This is a genomic window from Psychrobacter sp. CX18 (genome assembly GCF_057396215.1).
Genome location: NZ_JBXYJH010000008.1, coordinates 196,175 through 214,238 on the forward strand (window position 1 = coordinate 196,175; position 18,064 = coordinate 214,238).

General features: G+C 38.2%; 16 protein-coding genes and 1 other RNA gene. 5 read left to right on the forward strand and 12 right to left on the reverse strand.

The window, feature by feature from the left end; translation table 11 throughout:
- The first annotated feature begins 432 nt into the window (after window positions 1-432).
- Window positions 433-1,068: a response regulator gene (locus AC2SLT_RS08265; protein ID WP_486547183.1), complete on the forward strand. Its 636-nt coding sequence runs from the start codon at window positions 433-435 to the stop codon at window positions 1,066-1,068.
- Window positions 1,069-1,235: 167 nt separating this feature from the next.
- Here AC2SLT_RS08265 and AC2SLT_RS08270 read toward each other — a convergent pair whose 3' ends face one another.
- Both AC2SLT_RS08270 and gpmI read right to left on the reverse strand, forming a co-directional pair.
- Entirely contained in the window at window positions 1,236-2,825 is a 1,590-nt protein-coding gene (locus AC2SLT_RS08270) for a S41 family peptidase (RefSeq protein ID WP_486547184.1), read from the reverse strand.
- Window positions 2,826-3,122: 297 nt separating this feature from the next.
- The gene (gene gpmI, locus AC2SLT_RS08275) at window positions 3,123-4,715 is read right to left on the reverse strand and encodes a 2,3-bisphosphoglycerate-independent phosphoglycerate mutase (protein WP_486547185.1); all 1,593 of its coding nucleotides are present in this window, start codon (window positions 4,713-4,715) and stop codon (window positions 3,123-3,125) included.
- Between the two features lie 356 nt (window positions 4,716-5,071).
- Here gpmI and ssrS point away from each other — a divergent pair.
- Window positions 5,072-5,266, forward strand: a non-coding RNA gene (gene ssrS / locus AC2SLT_RS08280) — 6S RNA.
- A gap of 245 nt (window positions 5,267-5,511) precedes the next feature.
- Here ssrS and AC2SLT_RS08285 read toward each other — a convergent pair.
- Window positions 5,512-6,147 (reverse strand): FxsA family protein, encoded by a 636-nt coding sequence (locus tag AC2SLT_RS08285; RefSeq protein ID WP_486547186.1) that lies wholly within the window; start codon window positions 6,145-6,147, stop codon window positions 5,512-5,514.
- A 366-nt stretch (window positions 6,148-6,513) separates the two neighbouring features.
- On the opposite strand from AC2SLT_RS08285, the gene ruvC reads away from it, so the two are divergent.
- On the forward strand, window positions 6,514-7,098 hold the full coding sequence (ruvC, locus tag AC2SLT_RS08290) for a crossover junction endodeoxyribonuclease RuvC (protein ID WP_486547187.1): 585 nt from the start codon (window positions 6,514-6,516) through the stop codon (window positions 7,096-7,098).
- 38 nt (window positions 7,099-7,136) lie between these two features.
- On the opposite strand, the gene AC2SLT_RS08295 is transcribed toward ruvC, so the two are convergent.
- The 6 genes from AC2SLT_RS08295 to AC2SLT_RS08320 form a co-directional block, all read right to left on the reverse strand.
- A complete protein-coding gene (locus AC2SLT_RS08295) occupies window positions 7,137-7,982 on the reverse strand; it encodes an META domain-containing protein (protein ID WP_486547188.1) in 846 nt (281 codons plus the stop codon).
- A gap of 150 nt (window positions 7,983-8,132) precedes the next feature.
- Window positions 8,133-8,762, reverse strand: a complete 630-nt coding sequence (locus AC2SLT_RS08300; RefSeq protein WP_486547189.1) for a glutathione S-transferase family protein — start codon at window positions 8,760-8,762, stop codon at window positions 8,133-8,135.
- A 190-nt stretch (window positions 8,763-8,952) separates the two neighbouring features.
- Window positions 8,953-9,594 carry a peroxiredoxin gene (locus tag AC2SLT_RS08305; RefSeq protein ID WP_486547190.1) on the reverse strand — a complete coding sequence of 214 codons (642 nt, stop codon included), beginning with the start codon at window positions 9,592-9,594 and terminating at the stop codon, window positions 8,953-8,955.
- A gap of 47 nt (window positions 9,595-9,641) precedes the next feature.
- Complete coding sequence (locus AC2SLT_RS08310) at window positions 9,642-10,322, reverse strand: DUF2057 family protein (protein ID WP_486547191.1); 681 nt, start codon at window positions 10,320-10,322, stop codon at window positions 9,642-9,644.
- 154 nt (window positions 10,323-10,476) lie between these two features.
- Window positions 10,477-11,289, reverse strand: coding sequence for a DnaA ATPase domain-containing protein (locus AC2SLT_RS08315; protein ID WP_486547192.1), 813 nt, complete (start codon window positions 11,287-11,289; stop codon window positions 10,477-10,479).
- Window positions 11,290-11,617: 328 nt separating this feature from the next.
- Entirely contained in the window at window positions 11,618-12,718 is a 1,101-nt protein-coding gene (locus tag AC2SLT_RS08320; protein WP_486547193.1) for an AI-2E family transporter, read from the reverse strand.
- A 501-nt stretch (window positions 12,719-13,219) separates the two neighbouring features.
- Between AC2SLT_RS08320 and purM the strand changes: the two genes are divergently transcribed.
- Window positions 13,220-14,329 (forward strand): phosphoribosylformylglycinamidine cyclo-ligase, encoded by a 1,110-nt coding sequence (gene purM / locus AC2SLT_RS08325; RefSeq protein ID WP_486547194.1) that lies wholly within the window; start codon window positions 13,220-13,222, stop codon window positions 14,327-14,329.
- A gap of 1 nt (window position 14,330) precedes the next feature.
- The gene (gene purN, locus AC2SLT_RS08330; protein WP_486547195.1) at window positions 14,331-15,110 is read left to right on the forward strand and encodes a phosphoribosylglycinamide formyltransferase; all 780 of its coding nucleotides are present in this window, start codon (window positions 14,331-14,333) and stop codon (window positions 15,108-15,110) included.
- 91 nt (window positions 15,111-15,201) lie between these two features.
- On the opposite strand, the gene AC2SLT_RS08335 is transcribed toward purN, so the two are convergent.
- The 3 genes from AC2SLT_RS08335 to AC2SLT_RS08345 form a co-directional block, all read right to left on the reverse strand.
- Window positions 15,202-15,933 carry an ABC transporter ATP-binding protein gene (locus AC2SLT_RS08335; protein ID WP_486547196.1) on the reverse strand — a complete coding sequence of 244 codons (732 nt, stop codon included), beginning with the start codon at window positions 15,931-15,933 and terminating at the stop codon, window positions 15,202-15,204.
- Window positions 15,934-15,992: 59 nt separating this feature from the next.
- Window positions 15,993-17,012: an ABC transporter substrate-binding protein gene (locus tag AC2SLT_RS08340; protein WP_486547197.1), complete on the reverse strand. Its 1,020-nt coding sequence runs from the start codon at window positions 17,010-17,012 to the stop codon at window positions 15,993-15,995.
- 88 nt (window positions 17,013-17,100) lie between these two features.
- Window positions 17,101-17,883 carry an ABC transporter permease gene (locus AC2SLT_RS08345; protein ID WP_486547198.1) on the reverse strand — a complete coding sequence of 261 codons (783 nt, stop codon included), beginning with the start codon at window positions 17,881-17,883 and terminating at the stop codon, window positions 17,101-17,103.
- Between the last annotated feature and the right edge of the window lie 181 nt (window positions 17,884-18,064).

The window sequence follows — 18,064 nt, forward strand, 5'->3', positions numbered from 1 at the left end:
TAGTAGTTGCTTACTTACCTAAATAGTTATTAATTAAGATAGTTAGTCATTTTGAAAATTATGTATTTAGTCAGCTGTATCTACAAATTAAGTTAACAAGTCAATTAGTAAATTTTTTTATTTAATGGTTTAGTTAGTTAATAATCGATAAATTACTTACCTAACTTTTAAACCTAACTTGTAAATTTATCATTTACTAAGAAGATATGCTATTTACATTTTTAAATATTAAAATAAAATTTTTACTTACTGTTTTTGACATTTATAGTGTCTATGTTATTTATCTTAACATCATTAACGCATCAGGTTAAGTACTAATTCCTTTGTTTTATAACGGGTTAAGATATGTTGTCAATTCAAAACATTAGGTTTACGATACAGTAACAATTAAATACTGTTATGATTGCTTTAACGTTCTATTGGGAAGTTGATATGATTAAAATAATAGTAGTTGATGACCATGACCTAGTTAGAATGGGTATCAGCAGAATGCTATCTGATGATCCAGAAATCGAGGTGATTGGTGAAGCAGATAGTGGGGAGTTGGCAATAAAAATGGTAAAATCGTTGAATCCGGATGTCGTGCTATTAGATGTTAATATGCCTAATATAGGTGGCGTAGAGGCCACAAAGCGGTTACGACAATTCAATAATACTGTTAAAATTCTGGCGGTTAGTAGCGTCTCTACTCAGCCATACCCTTCTATGCTACTTAAAGCTGGGGTAAATGGTTATATCACTAAAGGAACCCCTCTTGCTGAGATGATTAAAGCCATTAAAAAGGTGTACCAAGGCAGTAAATACTTTAGTAGTGATGTGGCTGAGCAACTAGCAGATATGCTCCTGACCGATAATGAAGAGTCACCTTTTGATAGACTGAGCGAACGCGAAAAACAAGTAGCTATGATGGTGGTTAACTGCCAAAGTCCTCAGCAAATTGCCGATCAATTATTTGTCAGCGTCAAAACCGTTAACACCTATCGTTATCGTATCTTTGAAAAGGTAGGGGTAGATAGCGATGTCAAATTAACCCACCTTGCGATGAGACACGGTCTCATTACTCCCTAATATTATAAACACGTCAACTTAACTTAACCCTTAATACACCTAACAAGATGAGTGGCATTTATCAACTTCACTGAGACTAAAAAGACTGGGAATATAAAAACTTGGACTATAACTATTAAATTAAACTGTTAATTATCTCCTATACACAGCTCTTAATAGTCGTAAATCTAATAGTCGTTAATCACTGGAAGACCTTCCAAGTTATTATTAAATTTAATACCTATAGGGCGATCTTGCGCTAATATTGTATTAACCGCCTGCTGCTGCCAATCAGAACCGTCATGCATTAGGGTTATGTCAGGCTTAACGCCAATACCATCGATCATGTCTCCTTTAATACTACGATACTCTGCAACCGTTAGTTTAACTGCGCCACCTGATTTTAAGGGAATCACCTCTTGAACCGTTCCCTTACCAAAACTTTGCTCACCTATAATTTTAGCGCGTTGATTACTTTTCAGACTACTTGCTAATACCTCAGCGGCTGAAGCAGAGTATTGGTTTTGCAATACCACAACGGGTAAGTCTGATAAATACGGGGTGCCATTGGGTTTAATAATCTGACTATGATTGGTCCTGTTTCTAACTTGTATCAACCCTTTATCAGCAATGAATAAACTAGCGATATCAATAGCCGCTGAGAGAACCCCGCCTGGATTATTCCTAACATCTAAAACCACTCCAGTGATTGGCACGCCTAGGTCTTTGAGTGCTTTGATTAACTGATCTTTTGACCCATTTTGAAAAACAGGCAATCGAATAATCGCAATGCTATCTTGCACGGTCACATCCAGCCTATTATTAGAGGCTAGATTACGTTGAAGAATGACATTGCGTTTCTGCCCAAAGTTGCTAGCGACAGTAACCTGAACTTGCGACCCTGCAATACCTGATAGGAGCTGAATAACATCTTGAGGCGTCATGTCAGAAGTCAGATCCGCTTTTTTAATTTTAAGTAGTCTATCACCAATATTGATACCCGCTTCCTTCGCAGATGAACGGGGTAAAACCTCAGTCACAATCCAAGCAGATTTTAAAGGATCAAAGTTAGCAATAATACCAACATGACCAATCTCTCCATCAGTGAAGTTTCGCAGACGCTCATAATTTTCTGGAGTTAAATACTCAGCATGACTATCTAGTTTCTCAAGCATTCCTGCAATAGCATACTGGAACAAGACTTCATCATTTACAGGTCGAACATAATCATTTCTAATAACATCAATTACCTCAACGAAGGTTTCAATGGTTTCCGGAGATATTGCATTTAAAGGAACATGTTCAACGCCTAAGCTTAACTCATTGTCATTAAGCACATTGTCATTAAGCGCATCATTTTCATCACGTTGACTACCATTGCTATCAAGGCTATCAATGTCACCATTATCAACGACCTTGTCTCCCTGACTTGCTTTCGCAATCATAATATCGCTAGAAGTGGCACTTTTATTAATATCATCTACACTAGGGTCATATTCAATGATAGCAGCTTCGTCGATGACGTCTAGATTGGCATTTGCATCGATATCATCACAGTCATCAGAACAAAGACTCTCATAACCTTCTATTGAATCAACGTCATCCTCAGAATTTTGAAATAAAGATGGTACAGACTTTGACTGCTCTTGACTGGCGATAAGTATTTTAGATTTGATGATAGGCTTAGGAGGTGTGCTTGATTTAGGAAGATAGGAGCACCCTACTACACTCAGGCTGACTGACAAAATGCTGAGATAAATGACGTTAGTTATTCTCATAGTAGACCTACCATCAGTCCTTGTATCCAACAATGACCCGTTAGATTGAGATTTCATAAGTGGGTGCTTATAGCTCATCATTTACCTACCGATAATAAAAATCTTCGCGAACTTTGATTAAGGTCTACAAAAAACTATTTATAAAGAAATTTTAAAACACCAACATCCTAAACACTAAAATTATGACCACTAATTATTTTAGTCGACTATTTTTCGAGAATAAATTAACCAACTCTTTCAATACTAACTTACTCAATACTTATTGAACACTTATGCAATAGCAGTTGTTTGGAAATACTACTTTGATTGTAACAAGGTTGTACCTGTCATCTCATCAGGTACTTTCAATCCCATCAGATCAAGTATGGTTGGTGCAACATCACTTAATTTTCCACCATCTCGAACAGTAACTTTATTATTTCCCACATAAATTAAGGGAACTAATTCAGTAGTGTGCTGGGTATGAACTTGACCACTTTCATAGTCTTGCATTTGTTCTACATTACCATGATCTGCCGTGATTAGCATATGCCCATTTGACTGAATTACTGCTTTCGAAACCGCGCCTATTGCATCATCTAAGCACTCTACCGCTTTGACAGCAGCATCAAAGTTACCTGTATGCCCTACCATATCACCATTGGCATAGTTGACAATTAGGACATCATATTTTCCAGAGTCTATCGCCTCAACTAACTTCTCGGTGACCTCAGGTGCACTCATTTCAGGTTTTAAATCATAAGTGTCAACATCTGGAGAAGGAATTAGAATACGAGATTCACCCTCATATTCATTTTCTTCTCCCCCACTAAAGAAAAATGTGACGTGTGCAAATTTTTCAGTCTCGGCAATTCTAAGTTGAGTTTTATTATTATTTTGAAGGTATTCGCCTAATGTGTTATGAAGCGCTGTTGGTTCATAAGCCACTGAAGTTTTTGGATTAGCCGCTAACTCGTCTGAATAGTGGGTCATCATTACAAACGCTGATAAATTGGGTTGTTTCTTACGGGCAAATCCAGCGAACTGATGATCTGGCAAGACAAAAGCCTGACTTAACTCGCGTGCTCTATCTGCTCTAAAGTTCATAAAGATTACCGCATCGTTGTCATCGACAGTGATCGGAGTTTCACCATGCTCGATGACATTAGTGGGACTCACAAACTCATCTGTCTCGCGGGACTTATAGGCCGCTTGTACAGCGCCATCTGATCGTGTCGCCATACGCTCAGCTTTACCCAGTGTCATTAAGTCATAAGCTTTCTGAACTCTATCCCAACGATTATCACGATCCATCGCAAAATAACGTCCAATAATACTAACAATTTGAACCTTACTTTCGTAATAAGCATTTAAATTATTTATATAATCGCGTAATCGCTTGATATATTTATCTGCCGATTTTGGCGGCGTATCTCGTCCATCTAAAAAACAATGCACATAGACACATTTAGCTCCATGAACGACTGCAGCGTGGCACATAGCTTCGATATGGTCTTGATGCGCATGGACACCTCCGTCAGAGAGTAACCCCATAATATGGACATTCCCATCAGCTTCGACAGCGGCTTTGATACCATTGACAATAGCCGGATTCTTATAAAAATCACGGTTTTTTATGTCACGGGTGATACGAGTTGAGTCTTGAAATAACACACGTCCAGCACCCAAGTTCATATGTCCTACTTCTGAGTTACCAAATTGACCTTCAGGTAAGCCAACATCTTCACCAGAGCCTGAGATAAGACCGTGTGGATAGGTATTCAAAATGCGGTCAAGATTTGGAGTGTTTGCAGCAGCAACTGCATTGTCCTGCTTATCCTCACGATAACCAAAGCCATCTAATATCATTAGTACGTGTGGAATCTTTTTATTACTTTCTGCTGCTACCATTGACGTTTTCTCCAAATATGTTTCTAAAAAACTTCTAAATATTATCCGATTATTAGATAGTTATATCTTAATCGGTAATTTCAATACTCTATATTTTAAAATAAAAATTAGGAGGTAATTGTACCACACTAGCGAATTTAACTATAATCAAGGTTAAATAATACATGGTTGTTTAATACATGGTTGTTTAATAGATGATTGTCTTATAAATGGTATGAATGGCTAATTCGCTATGACTACAGTTAATCTTCAATTAAAATTACTGTTCTACCACGCTTGCTAACTATCTACTACGCTTGTTAACAAACTTACTTAGCTAAGCATTTGCAACTAAACAGAATTTTAGTTATTATCTAAAGACTCTGAAGTGTTCGCCAGTGGATGATATTCCCTGAGCCGATAATGCACTAAATGGATGTGATATCTACTGTCTTATTGTGTATGCCTGCACTGCTTGCAGTGACTCAGGAAACCTTAAGAGACAGTGACACATCCGCCCTGAACTTGACGGTTCATGGGTTCCCATCTTACAGCGGCACTTCGGTCTTTAATTTTGTATTCAACTTTATAACATTCTATTTTAGTCTTGCTAAGCTGTCTTATAATTTTAGACTACTTATATTTTACATTAAGGGTTTAAATTATAGTTTTACAGTTGAAGATAATTTCATATCACTTAATTTGATTGACTAATATAATTGTCAAATTCGTATATTACAAAGTACTCTATAGAAAAAACCCTTTTATCTAAATAGATAAAAGGGTTTTATTTATTTGATGATTGAAATAACTTAATCTATTCATCATTTGCCGGTTTTTTTAACTTTTTAACATCTTTTATAACCGCTTTCGCAGAACCATCTACGGTAGTGTTATGCTTAAAACCATTCCCAAATGGATTACGCTTAGCGCCTTCAGACTGGGTATCAAACGGATTTTGATTGCCAAATGGATTCTGACCGCCAAAGGGATTACCCCCTGTACCGCCCATGCCGCCAAAAGGATTTTGACCACCCATTTGCCCGCCCATCTGCTTGGCCATAAGCTCCATCATTTTTTGCTGATTATTCATCACATAATTATTAGCCATATCTTTCAATTTCTTTTGAACCGGAGGCAATATCACTAATAGTGCTAATAAGTCGGATAGCAAGCCTGGAATCAAAAGCAATAACCCCCCTACTGCCATCCCCACAGTTTTCATAATTGTATTTTCTGGAGGACGCATAGCAGGGTTTAGACCTCCTGCTTTCATTTGTTGCGCCATTGGATTAAGCGTTGTCATTCCTCGACGAATTAAAGTTAAACCTATCACTGCAGCAACAATAAACCAGCCAAATACCCACCAGCCGCTTATGAACTGCGCAACTAAATACCATAGTAGCATTTCAATGATAAACCAAACGATGGCAATGCCAACTATCTGACCCATAATGTGTCATCCTATTTTGTTTACAAAGAGCTTTGAATATAAAAATTTAAATGTTTATTAGACCAACAAAGACGAGCTCTGTTTAATTATTCAACCTAAGTGCAAGCATGAAGGTTAAATCACCTTAGTACCTACATCCTAATTACTACACCATTCTTTTGAATAAGAGGTAAAAAATTAACAAACCCAATTTATTAATCTCGTTATATGTTATCTATATGGGGATTGCTTGGTATACTATCAAATCTTAATTTGGTTTTCTAAACAATTATTAGCGTCAATGTGACATATATAAGCAGCTAAACGATTTAACTAAATTTAGATTTGACAGGTTAACAATAATACAATCGGACTTAAAATTAAATTATGGCAATTATTATTGGTATAGATCCGGGTTCTAGATTGACAGGCTACGGAATTATTCATCAAAAAGGCGATACTCTTCGGTATCTTGATGCAGGCACAATTCGCACAGAGACGAAAGAGATGCCAGAACGTTTGAAACGTATCTTCAATGGTATTACTCGAATCACTCAATACCATCTAAAATATGCAGATGAGCCAATACATGCCGCAGTTGAGCAAGTATTTATGGCTGAAAACCCTGACTCTGCACTAAAGCTAGGTCAAGCACGTGGGGCTGCCATTGCCGCCTTAGTATCTTTAGATTTAGAAGTATCGGAATATACGGCAAGACAAATTAAGCAAGCCGTTTGTGGATATGGAGCAGCGGATAAAAATCAGGTTCAAGAAATGGTTTGTCGCATATTAAAATTAGACATCGCACCTCAACAAGATGCAGCAGATGGCCTTGCCTGTGCTATTTGCCATGCTCACTCAAGCCACTCAATGAATAAGCTGCTCATGAATACGACCTTACGTGGTCGTGGATCCTCAAAGAAAAAAGGGCGCTGGCGTTTATCTGAAGAGGACATTGCAGGTCTTAAGTAATGGTATAAAGATTTAAACTCTTACAATCAGTGCGAACCTTAGTTTACAATAGAGCTTTCGATAATACCGCCTAGGACATAAACGTACTGTTTCCCTTTGACGTCTATTGGATCTACGCTAAACCGTTTTAAACGTATAACTTGGTTAACATTATTATCATGGGTATAACCTTCAATCTCATCTACAAATAGATGCCATTCCCCTACACCAGTTTTCATACCTTTGAAATCATAATAAACGGGTCTGACTTCTAGACACCCTCCATTTGTACCATCGGGGCAAACGGGTTCTTTATTGCTGATTTCCCAATATACGATGTCCCCTACTTGTCCATATTTGACTTCAGGGGTCAATGTACCTTGCCAAACTAATGTATTGCCCTCCGACGTTTTTTGAGTTAACAAAGGCTTTTCAATAGCTAAATAACTTAATTCACTACGCCCTGCCATAGCTCTAGCAAGTAACTGTTCAACATCATACAGCTTGCACCCAATTTCAGTACTCATTATATTACTAACAATTAAATGATTATTACTAAGTGTATAATTACCGCCAATACTATTACAGCCTAGTCCAAAATACACGCTATCTAGTCCATTATCATCCAAAAAGCTTAAAGATATCTGATTCTTGATTGAGTTTAAACGCTTTAATGGATGATTGTTAGCATCTAATGCTTCAACTAATTCCCAAGAATAATTAACAAGATCCTTTTTTTTAATTTTTTCGAAGGTTGCCATTTCGTTACTGGTATTGTTAACTAATTCTATTTGGGATTCTTTTTGAATTCCAGCTTCTTGAGCGCTATTGTGACATCCTGAAAGTATCGATGCACCATTGATAATAGCAAGTGTCATCAGTAAAGTATGCGTTAAAGTTTTCAATGTCTACTTCCTTTGCCAATGTCATTAAATTATCAGGTATAATTCCACATCAGTATCTTTAAGTAATTATTACTATCTTAGCGACTATGTCATATAGACTCATTTTTTATATCCAATTATCTAACTCTAGACATCAATGAAACCTATAACTTACTTTTTGAACCCAAACCGTTCGTTCATATTCTTATAAAACCGAGCAATACCGTCACCATGTGCAGTCGGGTCAACTTTTAATAAACGGCCAAAATCTAAACCAATATAAAGCACTATATCAGCATAACTTAGCTGATTACCTACTAGGTAATCGTGGTCTTTTAGAATGTTATCGAAGTACGGCAAGATAGAAATAGCACGTTGAATAGATTTTTCGCTAAATTCTGGTACTTGATCGATTCTATCGGCCTTAGAAGGATGACTGTGTTGAAAAGCTAACATGAAATTATATAGCACCTCAAATTCAGCCGTTCGGCGTAGTGAACATACTTGAGCACGCTGAACCACATCATTGCCCATTATAGAACGCTCACCGTATACCCGATCTAAATATTCACAGATTGCTTGAGAATCATTAAGCACAGTACCATCTTCTAAGATCAATACAGGCAACAGCTTGAGTGGATTGATCTTCGCAAACTCCTGATTTAATTGCTCTCCCTTCATCATATCTATGTCAATAACTTCGATATCATCAATCTCGTCGATGTCTAAGCCTTTCGCTTGCATCAATACCACCACTTTACGTGGATTAGGGGCTTTACGTGCTAAATATAACTTTTTCATAACAAATTCCTTTTGCTGATTCTATCACTTCGAAGGTAGCTTAAATCATACCAAATTGTATACAATACGCCACACATATATTTGTTATTAGTTTTTAAAGCGCTTCACAATGAAAAACCTTCATAGTTATTAAGCTATGAAGGTTTACGCTGTCTAAAACCAGTGCAACGTTAATTGCCATAATTTTGAACTATTTATTAGGCTGAGGTGTCATACGTAAATATGGCTTAATTTCTTTAAAACCTTTTGGATAATCCTTATCAGAAATATCTTCAGTTTTAATACTTGGTGGAATGATCACATCATCACCATCTTTCCAATCTACTGGAGTCGCAATATTATACTCATCAGACAACTGCATGGCATCAATCACACGGATGATTTCATCAAAGTTACGACCACAGCTGGCAGGATAAGTTAGTATAAGACGAACCTTTTTGCTTGGATCAATAATAAATACACTGCGAACAGTACTGGTAGCGTCAGCATTTGGATGAATCATATCGTACAAGGTTGCGACCTTCCTATCTGGATCTGCGATGATTGGGAAATTCAAATCTGTCCCTTGTGTTTCACCAATATCTTTAGCCCAGCCGTTATGATCTTCTAAAGTATCTACTGAAATAGCAATTGGTTTAACACCACGCTTTTGAAACTCACCATTAAGCGCTGCTGTACGACCTAATTCAGTAGTACAAACCGGTGTGTAATCAGCTGGATGGGAGAATAAAACAACCCAATTATCTCCAGCCCAATTGTAAAAATTAATATCACCTTCCGTCGTAGGGGCATCAAAGTTTGGTGCAGTATCACCCAATCGTAAATTTGTCATAGTAAATCCTTATTTATTGTTAGTTAATGATGGTTAGAGGTAGTGAATTATTCTTTTATCCATTGACGAATTTTTTCACGTTCCTCAGGGCTAGCCTGTAACCAAATCTGCATAAACTTATCTAAGTTACTAGCCTGCGATTGATTGGTTGATGGGCTACTCACTGGTGCAATAGCACCTGAGTTAGAGGTTGTATTGGGTTGAGAGTTAATTGCTGCAATCGCTCTCTGATTGTCAGCCTGAGCATCATTTCCACCGAAGATTGAGGTAATACCTGAAAATAAACCACCACTGCTTTCTGAACCACGAGCTTCAGCGATAACACTTGACCCTTTTACAACTGCTAATGTTGGGGCTTTAGCATACTCCCTAGCCTCTTCATATTTCTCAGGTTGCCCTGGCATAGTCAAACGATAGGTTTGATTGTCCTGCATATCAGCTGTCACAGTGACGTTCGCTGAGTGCAGATAATCATGCTCATCATGGCGCAGCTCATATAACCGATCATACTTTGCTGTTATGACGTGTTTACCAGGCTGTAATGTATAGTCCTTTTTAATGGCTTGAAACGGACTTGAATTAAAGGTTTGTCCATTTATGGCAGTAACTTTAATATTTTCATCCACTTTTAAGGTAACTTCTGCATGTGCTACTGCAGCCGTTAGAATACTGATAGTACAAAATACTGATAATTGTTTAAACATAGTTTTATTTGCTTCGTTTATCATAATTAAAGACCTTAGGTTTCAATAATATTTGAGTCATTCGTTTATATGGCGTGTTTAAATAGCTTACTTATTTATAAATTTTGATTAAATTTTATTTATCTATAATAAGTTAAAATTAGTATAAAAGGAATAAAGCTGGCATTGAAGAAAAATATTAAAAGTTAAAGGTCATATTGTTCGGATAGGCACTGTTTTCTTCAGATTTTGATAATAGATCTTCTTGAGCCTCTTGATGTATATCCTCTAACTCAGCCATAAGAGTGTGTTCATCAATCATCGCTATTGCCTGACTAATCACTGTCTTAGAAATATAGGCACGATTTAAATTAGAAAATAGTGGTTGAATCACATTTAAGATATCAAGCATTCCGCCAATACGATGAGGACCTTCTTCAAGTAGGTGCTCGGTAATTCGAGGATCAAACTGCCATCCGCGTCGACGCATTACAGATTCAAGCATGGCTTTTCTATCCGCTATATCATGACCTTCAGGTACACGAAAAGCAGGTGACTGAATCAAGCGAGTCAATAAATCAGGTAATTCAAAAGGTAGCTCGGTAGCAGGAGTTTTGGCGGCAAAAATAAGCTGACCTTGACCCTCTTTACTTCGATTTATTAAATGAAAGATGGCTTCTTGCCAAGCACGGCTATACCGGATTGATTCTAAATCATCAATAGCCACTAAATCGAAGCTTTCAAGTGACGCCAAAACGCCCACATCAGTATTAACAAGCTCTTTTAGAGATAGACTTATCGCGGTCTTCTCCATCTCCATGTAGGACTCACAAATAGCAGACAGCAAATGTGTTTTGCCCGTTGCTGGGCTACCATAAATATACATCTGTCCGATGAGACCAACATGAAGTTGACGTACAGCGTCGATCAAAGTCGACCACCCAGGACCAGAAAAATCACTCAGGCTGGCATCTTTCCTTACTTCAAGATTTAAACTTAATTGATTTGTCATCAGGCTAGTATCTCGGCTCGATATAACTGTATAACGCTTATTTATACCACAATTTTAATGACAATAATATGGCATAAGTATCAAAGCTCATCAAAAGCCCTTTATCGAGAAGAATCATCAGGTATCAGACTGTGCCAAACATCTATATATGAATGATATGGACGCTAAAACACTCTCTATACCCCATTCTCAACTCTTAACGTAGGCTTTGGCTTTAGCCCAGCATTTTTAATGAGAGGTTTTGATTTGCTTGGCTAAAAGCAGCAGCCTACAATGAGTTTTAATAAGTTGAGAACGGGGTAATCTATTTTTACTGACATCATTACTCCTACTTAAATAATTTATACTGCTTACGGCCTTTATAAAAATCAGTTTTAGTATAAGCGTCATATGCATGTTGGAACAGAACATTTAAGATAGCTGAAACGGGTAACGCAATAAGCATACCGACAAATCCCATCAATGCTGCTCCTGCAAGTACCGCAAATATAACCCATAGGGGGGATAATCCAATCTTATCTCCCAACAATAAAGGCTGTAAAACATAACCTTCAATAGCTTGACCAAGCAGAAAAGCACCAACTATCAAACTCAGTTGTAACCAATCTAACCCAAACTGGAATAATCCGGCACCTATTGCCGCTATAAAACCGATACCAAAACCTAGATAAGGAACAAAGCTTGCCAATCCTGCTACTAAACCAATAATCAGACCCAGCTCTAACCCAATAAGCTGAAGTAAAACAGCATAAATAATACCCAATAAAATCATCACCAATAACTGTCCTTTAACAAACGCCATAAGGGCGTCATCACAGTCATGAGTGATCTCTAAGACTTTAGGGGCTATTGAAGCGGGTAAGGCATTCGACCATGTTTTAAGACGTTGATCCCAGTTAAATAAGAAGTAAAACGTTAAAATTGGCACTAATACCGCCAATCCTGCATTGTTAATCACTGTCATACCTGAGCTCATCAGTTGTATGGCTAAAGATTGTACATCCTCAACATTATAATTTTTGTTGAGATACTCAAGAAAAGTATTGGATACAATCTCGCTGTCAAGCGGAGGCAGACTTATCCGATCAAACTGATTTGCCCATGTTCTTATGTCTTCATTGTACCAACTGACCAGCTTAGGAACATAATTCCACGCCGCTTGTAGCTGAGACCAAATGGTCGGAATTAACCACCATAGTAAAAGCCCTAATACGCAACAAATGACAATATATACGAATATTATAGACAGCCATCTTGGCATAATTTTGGACATTTTAGTCACAAGCGGGTTAAACAAATACGCCAAAATAAAGGCACAGACAAACGGTATCATGACCGGGGTTAACAAATAAATAACATACAGTAAGAGGCTTACTCCTAATACGATAAGTAGCCGCTTGAAAAATGGATCTACATTTGCAACCTGCATAGAGACTCTCTTATTTGATACTAATGAATTTGAAACCAACTCGATTAAATTCATTATTGATAATAGTTAAATGGATACCAATCGTTGAGGGTGCTTAATCACTAAACAGACTCTATAAATTTATGACTATATTATGGCTTATTCTGACAAATATTTAATCATTTTTGGTCATTTTTTGTTCTATTGATATTTTATTATCACTTTTATTATTTTATTATCACTTTTATATAGAGGCTTAACTCCCTTTTACTACATTTTACAGTCTTTAAAGGTTAACTATCTTTGCGTATAATGCCCGTTTTTGCGTATAATGCACGCAAACGCTTAACATCACGTTGATACAGTAGTGTCGTCAGTTACCTTGAAGTTTTAACTTTCATTAATCCGAATGCTACTTAAGTAGAACGTTATTTTATTTGATAATTAGTATAATCGTTACTAGTTTAAAACATATACCTAATTCTTGTCTTTATACACTCGCTTAAAAGGTCTGCTTCTAACATGAGCCATCCAAATTCTAATGCATCCTCCAACCCATCAACTTCTAGCAAACCAACCTCGCTAAGCTATAAAGATGCAGGTGTGGATATTGACGCTGGAGATGCCCTGGTCCAACGCATTAAATCTGTCGCAAAATCAACCACTCGTCCTGAAGTTGTCGGGGGCCTTGGTGGATTTGGGGCATTATGTCGAATCCCTACAGGTTACAAATCGCCTTTATTGGTTTCAGGTACGGATGGAGTTGGTACTAAATTAAAACTAGCATTACAGCTAAATCGTCACGATACCATTGGTATTGATCTGGTCGCCATGTGTGTTAATGATCTTTTGGTCTGCGGTGCAGAGCCGTTATTTTTCTTAGACTATTATGCTACTGGCAAGCTTGATGTAGAGACTGCTGTTTCTGTTGTTAGCGGTATTGGTGAAGGTTGCAAACAATCAAACTGTGCGCTAATCGGCGGAGAAACTGCTGAAATGCCTGGTATGTATCAAGACGAAGATTATGATCTTGCTGGATTTTGTGTCGGTGTTGTCGAAGAGTCGGAGGTCATAACGGGTGAACAGGTGGCTGAAGGTGATGTGTTAATTGGTATCGCATCCAGTGGTGCTCACTCAAATGGGTATTCTTTAATTCGTAAAGTAATAGAGGTCAGTGGCATTGATATAACGAACACTGATGATACCCTTGATGGTCAGCCGATTGCTGATGCGTTGATGGCGCCTACCAAAATTTATGTCAACGCTATTCAAGCGTTGCAAAAAGAGCTTGGCAATGACAACTTACATGCGATGTCGCACATAACGGGTGGTGGATTTACTGAAAACTTACCCCGTGTATTGCCTGACACACTCGCTGCTAAAATAGATACCAATAGTTGGGAAATGCCAGAACTGTTCACATGGCTGCAAAAACAGGGCAACATCGAACCCTTGGAGATGTATCGAACTTTTAATTGTGGTGTCGGCTTTGTTGTAGTCGTGCCAGCCGATTTAGCGGATCAAGCGACTAAAGTCTTGAATAATACAGGTGAAAAAGCCTTTAAATTAGGCGAAGTAGTCTCACGTAACTCAATTAACTCATCTAACATGGATGCGGTGGTTTATTCATAATATGTTAGCATCTACATCAGTATTAAAAAAACCCCATACTGCGCAAGACTGTGTACCCAATAAGCCTTTAAAAGTTGCGGTACTCGTATCTGGTAGTGGTAGCAACCTGCAGGTGCTAATCGACGCCATGCGTGTGGGAAGCTTACCTATTGAAATCGTTGGTGTGATTAGTAACGTAAAAGAGGCGTATGCGGTCACTCGTGCGCAGCAAGCGGGAATTGAAACGGCTGTCCTTTCGCATATTACCGAAGGTGATAATGCAGGTAAACGGATGGGGATTAAAACGTTTGAACGTCATGCCACTACTAAGCTGAATGAATGGCAACCCGATTTGATCGTGCTAGCTGGTTTTATGCGGGTACTAAGCGCTGATTTTATCAACGCAGCTCCGGCGCCTATGATAAATCTGCATCCCTCGCTACTTCCTAAGTATAAAGGTTTAGACACGCATCAAAGGGTATTAGAGTCTGAAGACAAATACCACGGTTGTAGCGTGCATGTGGTGACAGCTGAGCTGGATGCAGGTCAAGTATTAACTCAGGCCTTACTGGCTGTAGATAGCACTGATTCAGCTGACAAGCTTCAAGGACGTGTTCAAAAATTAGAGCATCAAGTGCTTCCTTGGACGATATTACTCATTGCGCAGGGCGTGCTTGACCTAAATGAGATCGCAATTTCTGCTACTAAGCTTAACTCTACAGATCCAGAAACAAGCTTAGGTACAGAAACAGCCTCTTATCTGCCTACCCTGCCTCTAAAGCTATGGTTGGACAGTCTATAAAGGCATCCTTAAAGTAAACCTTAGATCTCTTCGAATTAAACCCCATAAGTTGCTATAACGTATGGGGTTTTTTGTTAAGCAAATTATATTTTTAATTTTGAATAGCAGACAAGATTTGTTTTTTCAATACTAAGAATTGTTGACTCTCTAAAAAACCTTCATATTTTGGTATGCTAAATTGATCGGTTAATTGAGCAGGCGACCCTTTTAGTACGTAGAGATAATCAGACAGATAAATAGCCTCATCGATATCATGCGTGATAATGAGACAGGTTAATTGAAGTTGCTTCTGCAGCTTATTAAACCACTGATACATCTCATCTTTGGTCACAAAGTCCAGAGCAGAAAAGGGCTCATCCAATAGCATAATTGGCTTATCACTTAGGTACGTCCTTAATAAAGCAGCGCGTTGTCTTTGTCCGCCAGAGAGATTTTGAGGATACTGTTGCTCAAGACCTTGAAGCCCAAAGTGCACCAATTGGGGCTTTACGATCTCAGCAATTTTTGACTTGCTATACCCTTTTAATGTGAGTGGCAATGCGATATTGTCAAAGACAGTTTTGAAGGGTAACAATAGGTCCTTTTGCAGCATATATCCGACAGTACCTGCCTGCCCTGTCGTGTTTACGCCATTGATCCATACCTGTCCTGAGCTTGGAATAAGCAGACCTGCCGCAATATTAAATAGCGTCGTTTTGCCAACACCACTTGCCCCAACGATGCTGACCACACTATTATGCTCAACTGTCATATTAAGATCTTCAAATATGAGGGTAGCATCAAATGCGTGAGAAATATTTTTTAAAACAAGCCGCTTTTCCATAGTGTATATTGCTCAGTCATTATCATCGTTAACGTCATCGTTAGCTATAGAATGTTGACTTATAGAAAGTCGTTAGTAACACCTGCTTGAGGTGGTAGAGGGGCTTCGATCAATCCCTGCTTATAAACCCAATCATAAAATCTATCCCAGCGATCATAATCAAACTTGCCCCATTCTCCATTATCATCTAAGTAGTAAGAGGAAACATATTTTTGACTTTCAATCGCCAATTCTTTATTCGTTTCAGGGGCATATTTGACTAAGATTTCAGCACTCTCTTCAGGGTTATTAGCGGCATAGACATACCCCTTTTTAATGGCGGCTAGTGCTTTTTTAACCAAATCAGGCTGATCTTTGAGAAGATCGTTATTGGCTATAATGACAGGGGAATAATAATCAAAAGCAGGCTCATAGTCCTTCAGATAGAAAAATTCTGTATCGACCCCTTGAAGGTCAGCATGTATGCCATCCCAACCATAAAACGCCAAAATGTAATCAAACTGATTCATACGTAGTGCTACGCTCGCATCGGTGGCTTCGCCTGGGATTTTCACTAAGTCATTACCCACAATATGCGCTACTGTCGCATCATCGATTGGGTCTTCCCAAGTCGAATAGCGTTTTCCATTTAAGTCCTTAGGAGACCGCGCCCCTGTCGATTTTAAGGCTAATAACCCTGCAGTATTATGTTGAAGAATCGCAGCAACGGCAGTTATAGGGACATCCTTTTCAAGACGCTTAACCATATTCGGCTGAAAATATATACCTAAATCAGCCCGCTTATGGGCTACTAGTGACGACGCACTGTCCTCACTTGGCTGCACAATTTTCACATCTATTCCCTGCTCTTTAAAGTAACCCTTATCTTCTGCCACATATAGACCGGTATGATTGGTATTTGGCACCCAGTCTAATGAGATAATAAGTTCTGTGAGCTGCTCGCCATTTTCTGCAGTTTTGGTTTCTGAATTGGGCTGACAGCCACTAAGGCCAAGTAGTGCAATAACGGCCAGTAATAACATAGCCATACCTATATAAGTACGGCTGTGCTTTTGCTGATTAAAAGAGATAAATGTCACAGTAAACTACCCTTATGAATGAAGAAAAACTATAAATGAAGAAAAACTATAAATGAAGAAAAACTATAAATGAAGAAAAAAGAAAAACCTATAAAAAATTATGTTTAAGTACCCGCTTCTCAAGCCATTTTACTAGGCCAATGAGAAGCACAGTCAAAAAGCTTATTAAAAAAATGACAGCGAACATGCTGTCCAAGTCATAGGACTTACGAACGCGGGTCATATATACCCCTAGACCATAATAGCCGCCTAACCATTCCGCGATTACCGCAGATATTAGAGCGTAAGATAACGCAACCTTTAACCCCGTAAAAAAAGAGCCCATTGCTGTAGGTATTTTTAAGTGTCGATAAATCTGATAATTGGACGCTTGCATAGATTTAAACAGATTTAAATGCTCACGGCTAACAGACTGATAACCATCAATCAAGGCAATGGTAATCGGAAAAAAGACCGCTAATATCACGAGCACAACCTTGGGCGTAATACCGTAGCCAAGCCAAATTATAAGCAGCGGTGCAATAGCAATGGTTGGAATGGTTTGATTAAGCAAAATAACCGGATAAACCAGCTCTTTTACCGTTTTTGATAAATCCATACAGACCGACAAAACAAAGCTTATAATTAGTCCGATGGCGGTGCCGATAAAGGCCGTTGCCAATGTATATTTGGCATGCTCCATCAATAAAGGCAAGTCTTCTACAAACGCCTGTGCAATCTGCAAGGGCGATGGTAATAGATAGTCTGGGATGAGCTCGAACTGCACACAAAGCTGCCATCCTAACAATATTAGGATCACTAAAATATAATTTCGCAGGGTACTGAGTAAAGTACGACTTACATAAGCTGTTTTTTTGATTAGATTACTCATTACCGCTATTCTCAGTTTGTCTAATAATCATTCTTTATAATGCGTTGAGTGATGGTTGTTGAGATTCTAGCAAAATTAGCACTAGGAGTTGAACTTAATTCACTGATGCCCATTTTAATGGCAAACCACACGAACTTACACTGAGTGATAGTCTAGAGATTATATACTTTACCCCATTCTC

Bases quoted from the DNA above. Each gene is read 5' to 3' on its own strand.
- AC2SLT_RS08265 (WP_486547183.1), top strand. From the start codon at position 433: ATGATTAAAATAATAGTAGTTGATGACCATGACCTAGTTAGAATGGGT.
- AC2SLT_RS08270 (WP_486547184.1), bottom strand. From the start codon at position 2,825: ATGAGAATAACTAACGTCATTTATCTCAGCATTTTGTCAGTCAGCCTG.
- gpmI (WP_486547185.1), bottom strand. From the start codon at position 4,715: ATGGTAGCAGCAGAAAGTAATAAAAAGATTCCACACGTACTAATGATA.
- AC2SLT_RS08285 (WP_486547186.1), bottom strand. From the start codon at position 6,147: ATGGGTCAGATAGTTGGCATTGCCATCGTTTGGTTTATCATTGAAATG.
- ruvC (WP_486547187.1), top strand. From the start codon at position 6,514: ATGGCAATTATTATTGGTATAGATCCGGGTTCTAGATTGACAGGCTAC.
- AC2SLT_RS08300 (WP_486547189.1), bottom strand. From the start codon at position 8,762: ATGAAAAAGTTATATTTAGCACGTAAAGCCCCTAATCCACGTAAAGTG.
- AC2SLT_RS08305 (WP_486547190.1), bottom strand. From the start codon at position 9,594: ATGACAAATTTACGATTGGGTGATACTGCACCAAACTTTGATGCCCCT.
- AC2SLT_RS08310 (WP_486547191.1), bottom strand. From the start codon at position 10,322: ATGATAAACGAAGCAAATAAAACTATGTTTAAACAATTATCAGTATTT.
- AC2SLT_RS08315 (WP_486547192.1), bottom strand. From the start codon at position 11,289: ATGACAAATCAATTAAGTTTAAATCTTGAAGTAAGGAAAGATGCCAGC.
- AC2SLT_RS08320 (WP_486547193.1), bottom strand. From the start codon at position 12,718: ATGCAGGTTGCAAATGTAGATCCATTTTTCAAGCGGCTACTTATCGTA.
- purM (WP_486547194.1), top strand. From the start codon at position 13,220: ATGAGCCATCCAAATTCTAATGCATCCTCCAACCCATCAACTTCTAGC.
- purN (WP_486547195.1), top strand. From the start codon at position 14,331: ATGTTAGCATCTACATCAGTATTAAAAAAACCCCATACTGCGCAAGAC.
- AC2SLT_RS08335 (WP_486547196.1), bottom strand. From the start codon at position 15,933: ATGGAAAAGCGGCTTGTTTTAAAAAATATTTCTCACGCATTTGATGCT.
- AC2SLT_RS08345 (WP_486547198.1), bottom strand. From the start codon at position 17,883: ATGAGTAATCTAATCAAAAAAACAGCTTATGTAAGTCGTACTTTACTC.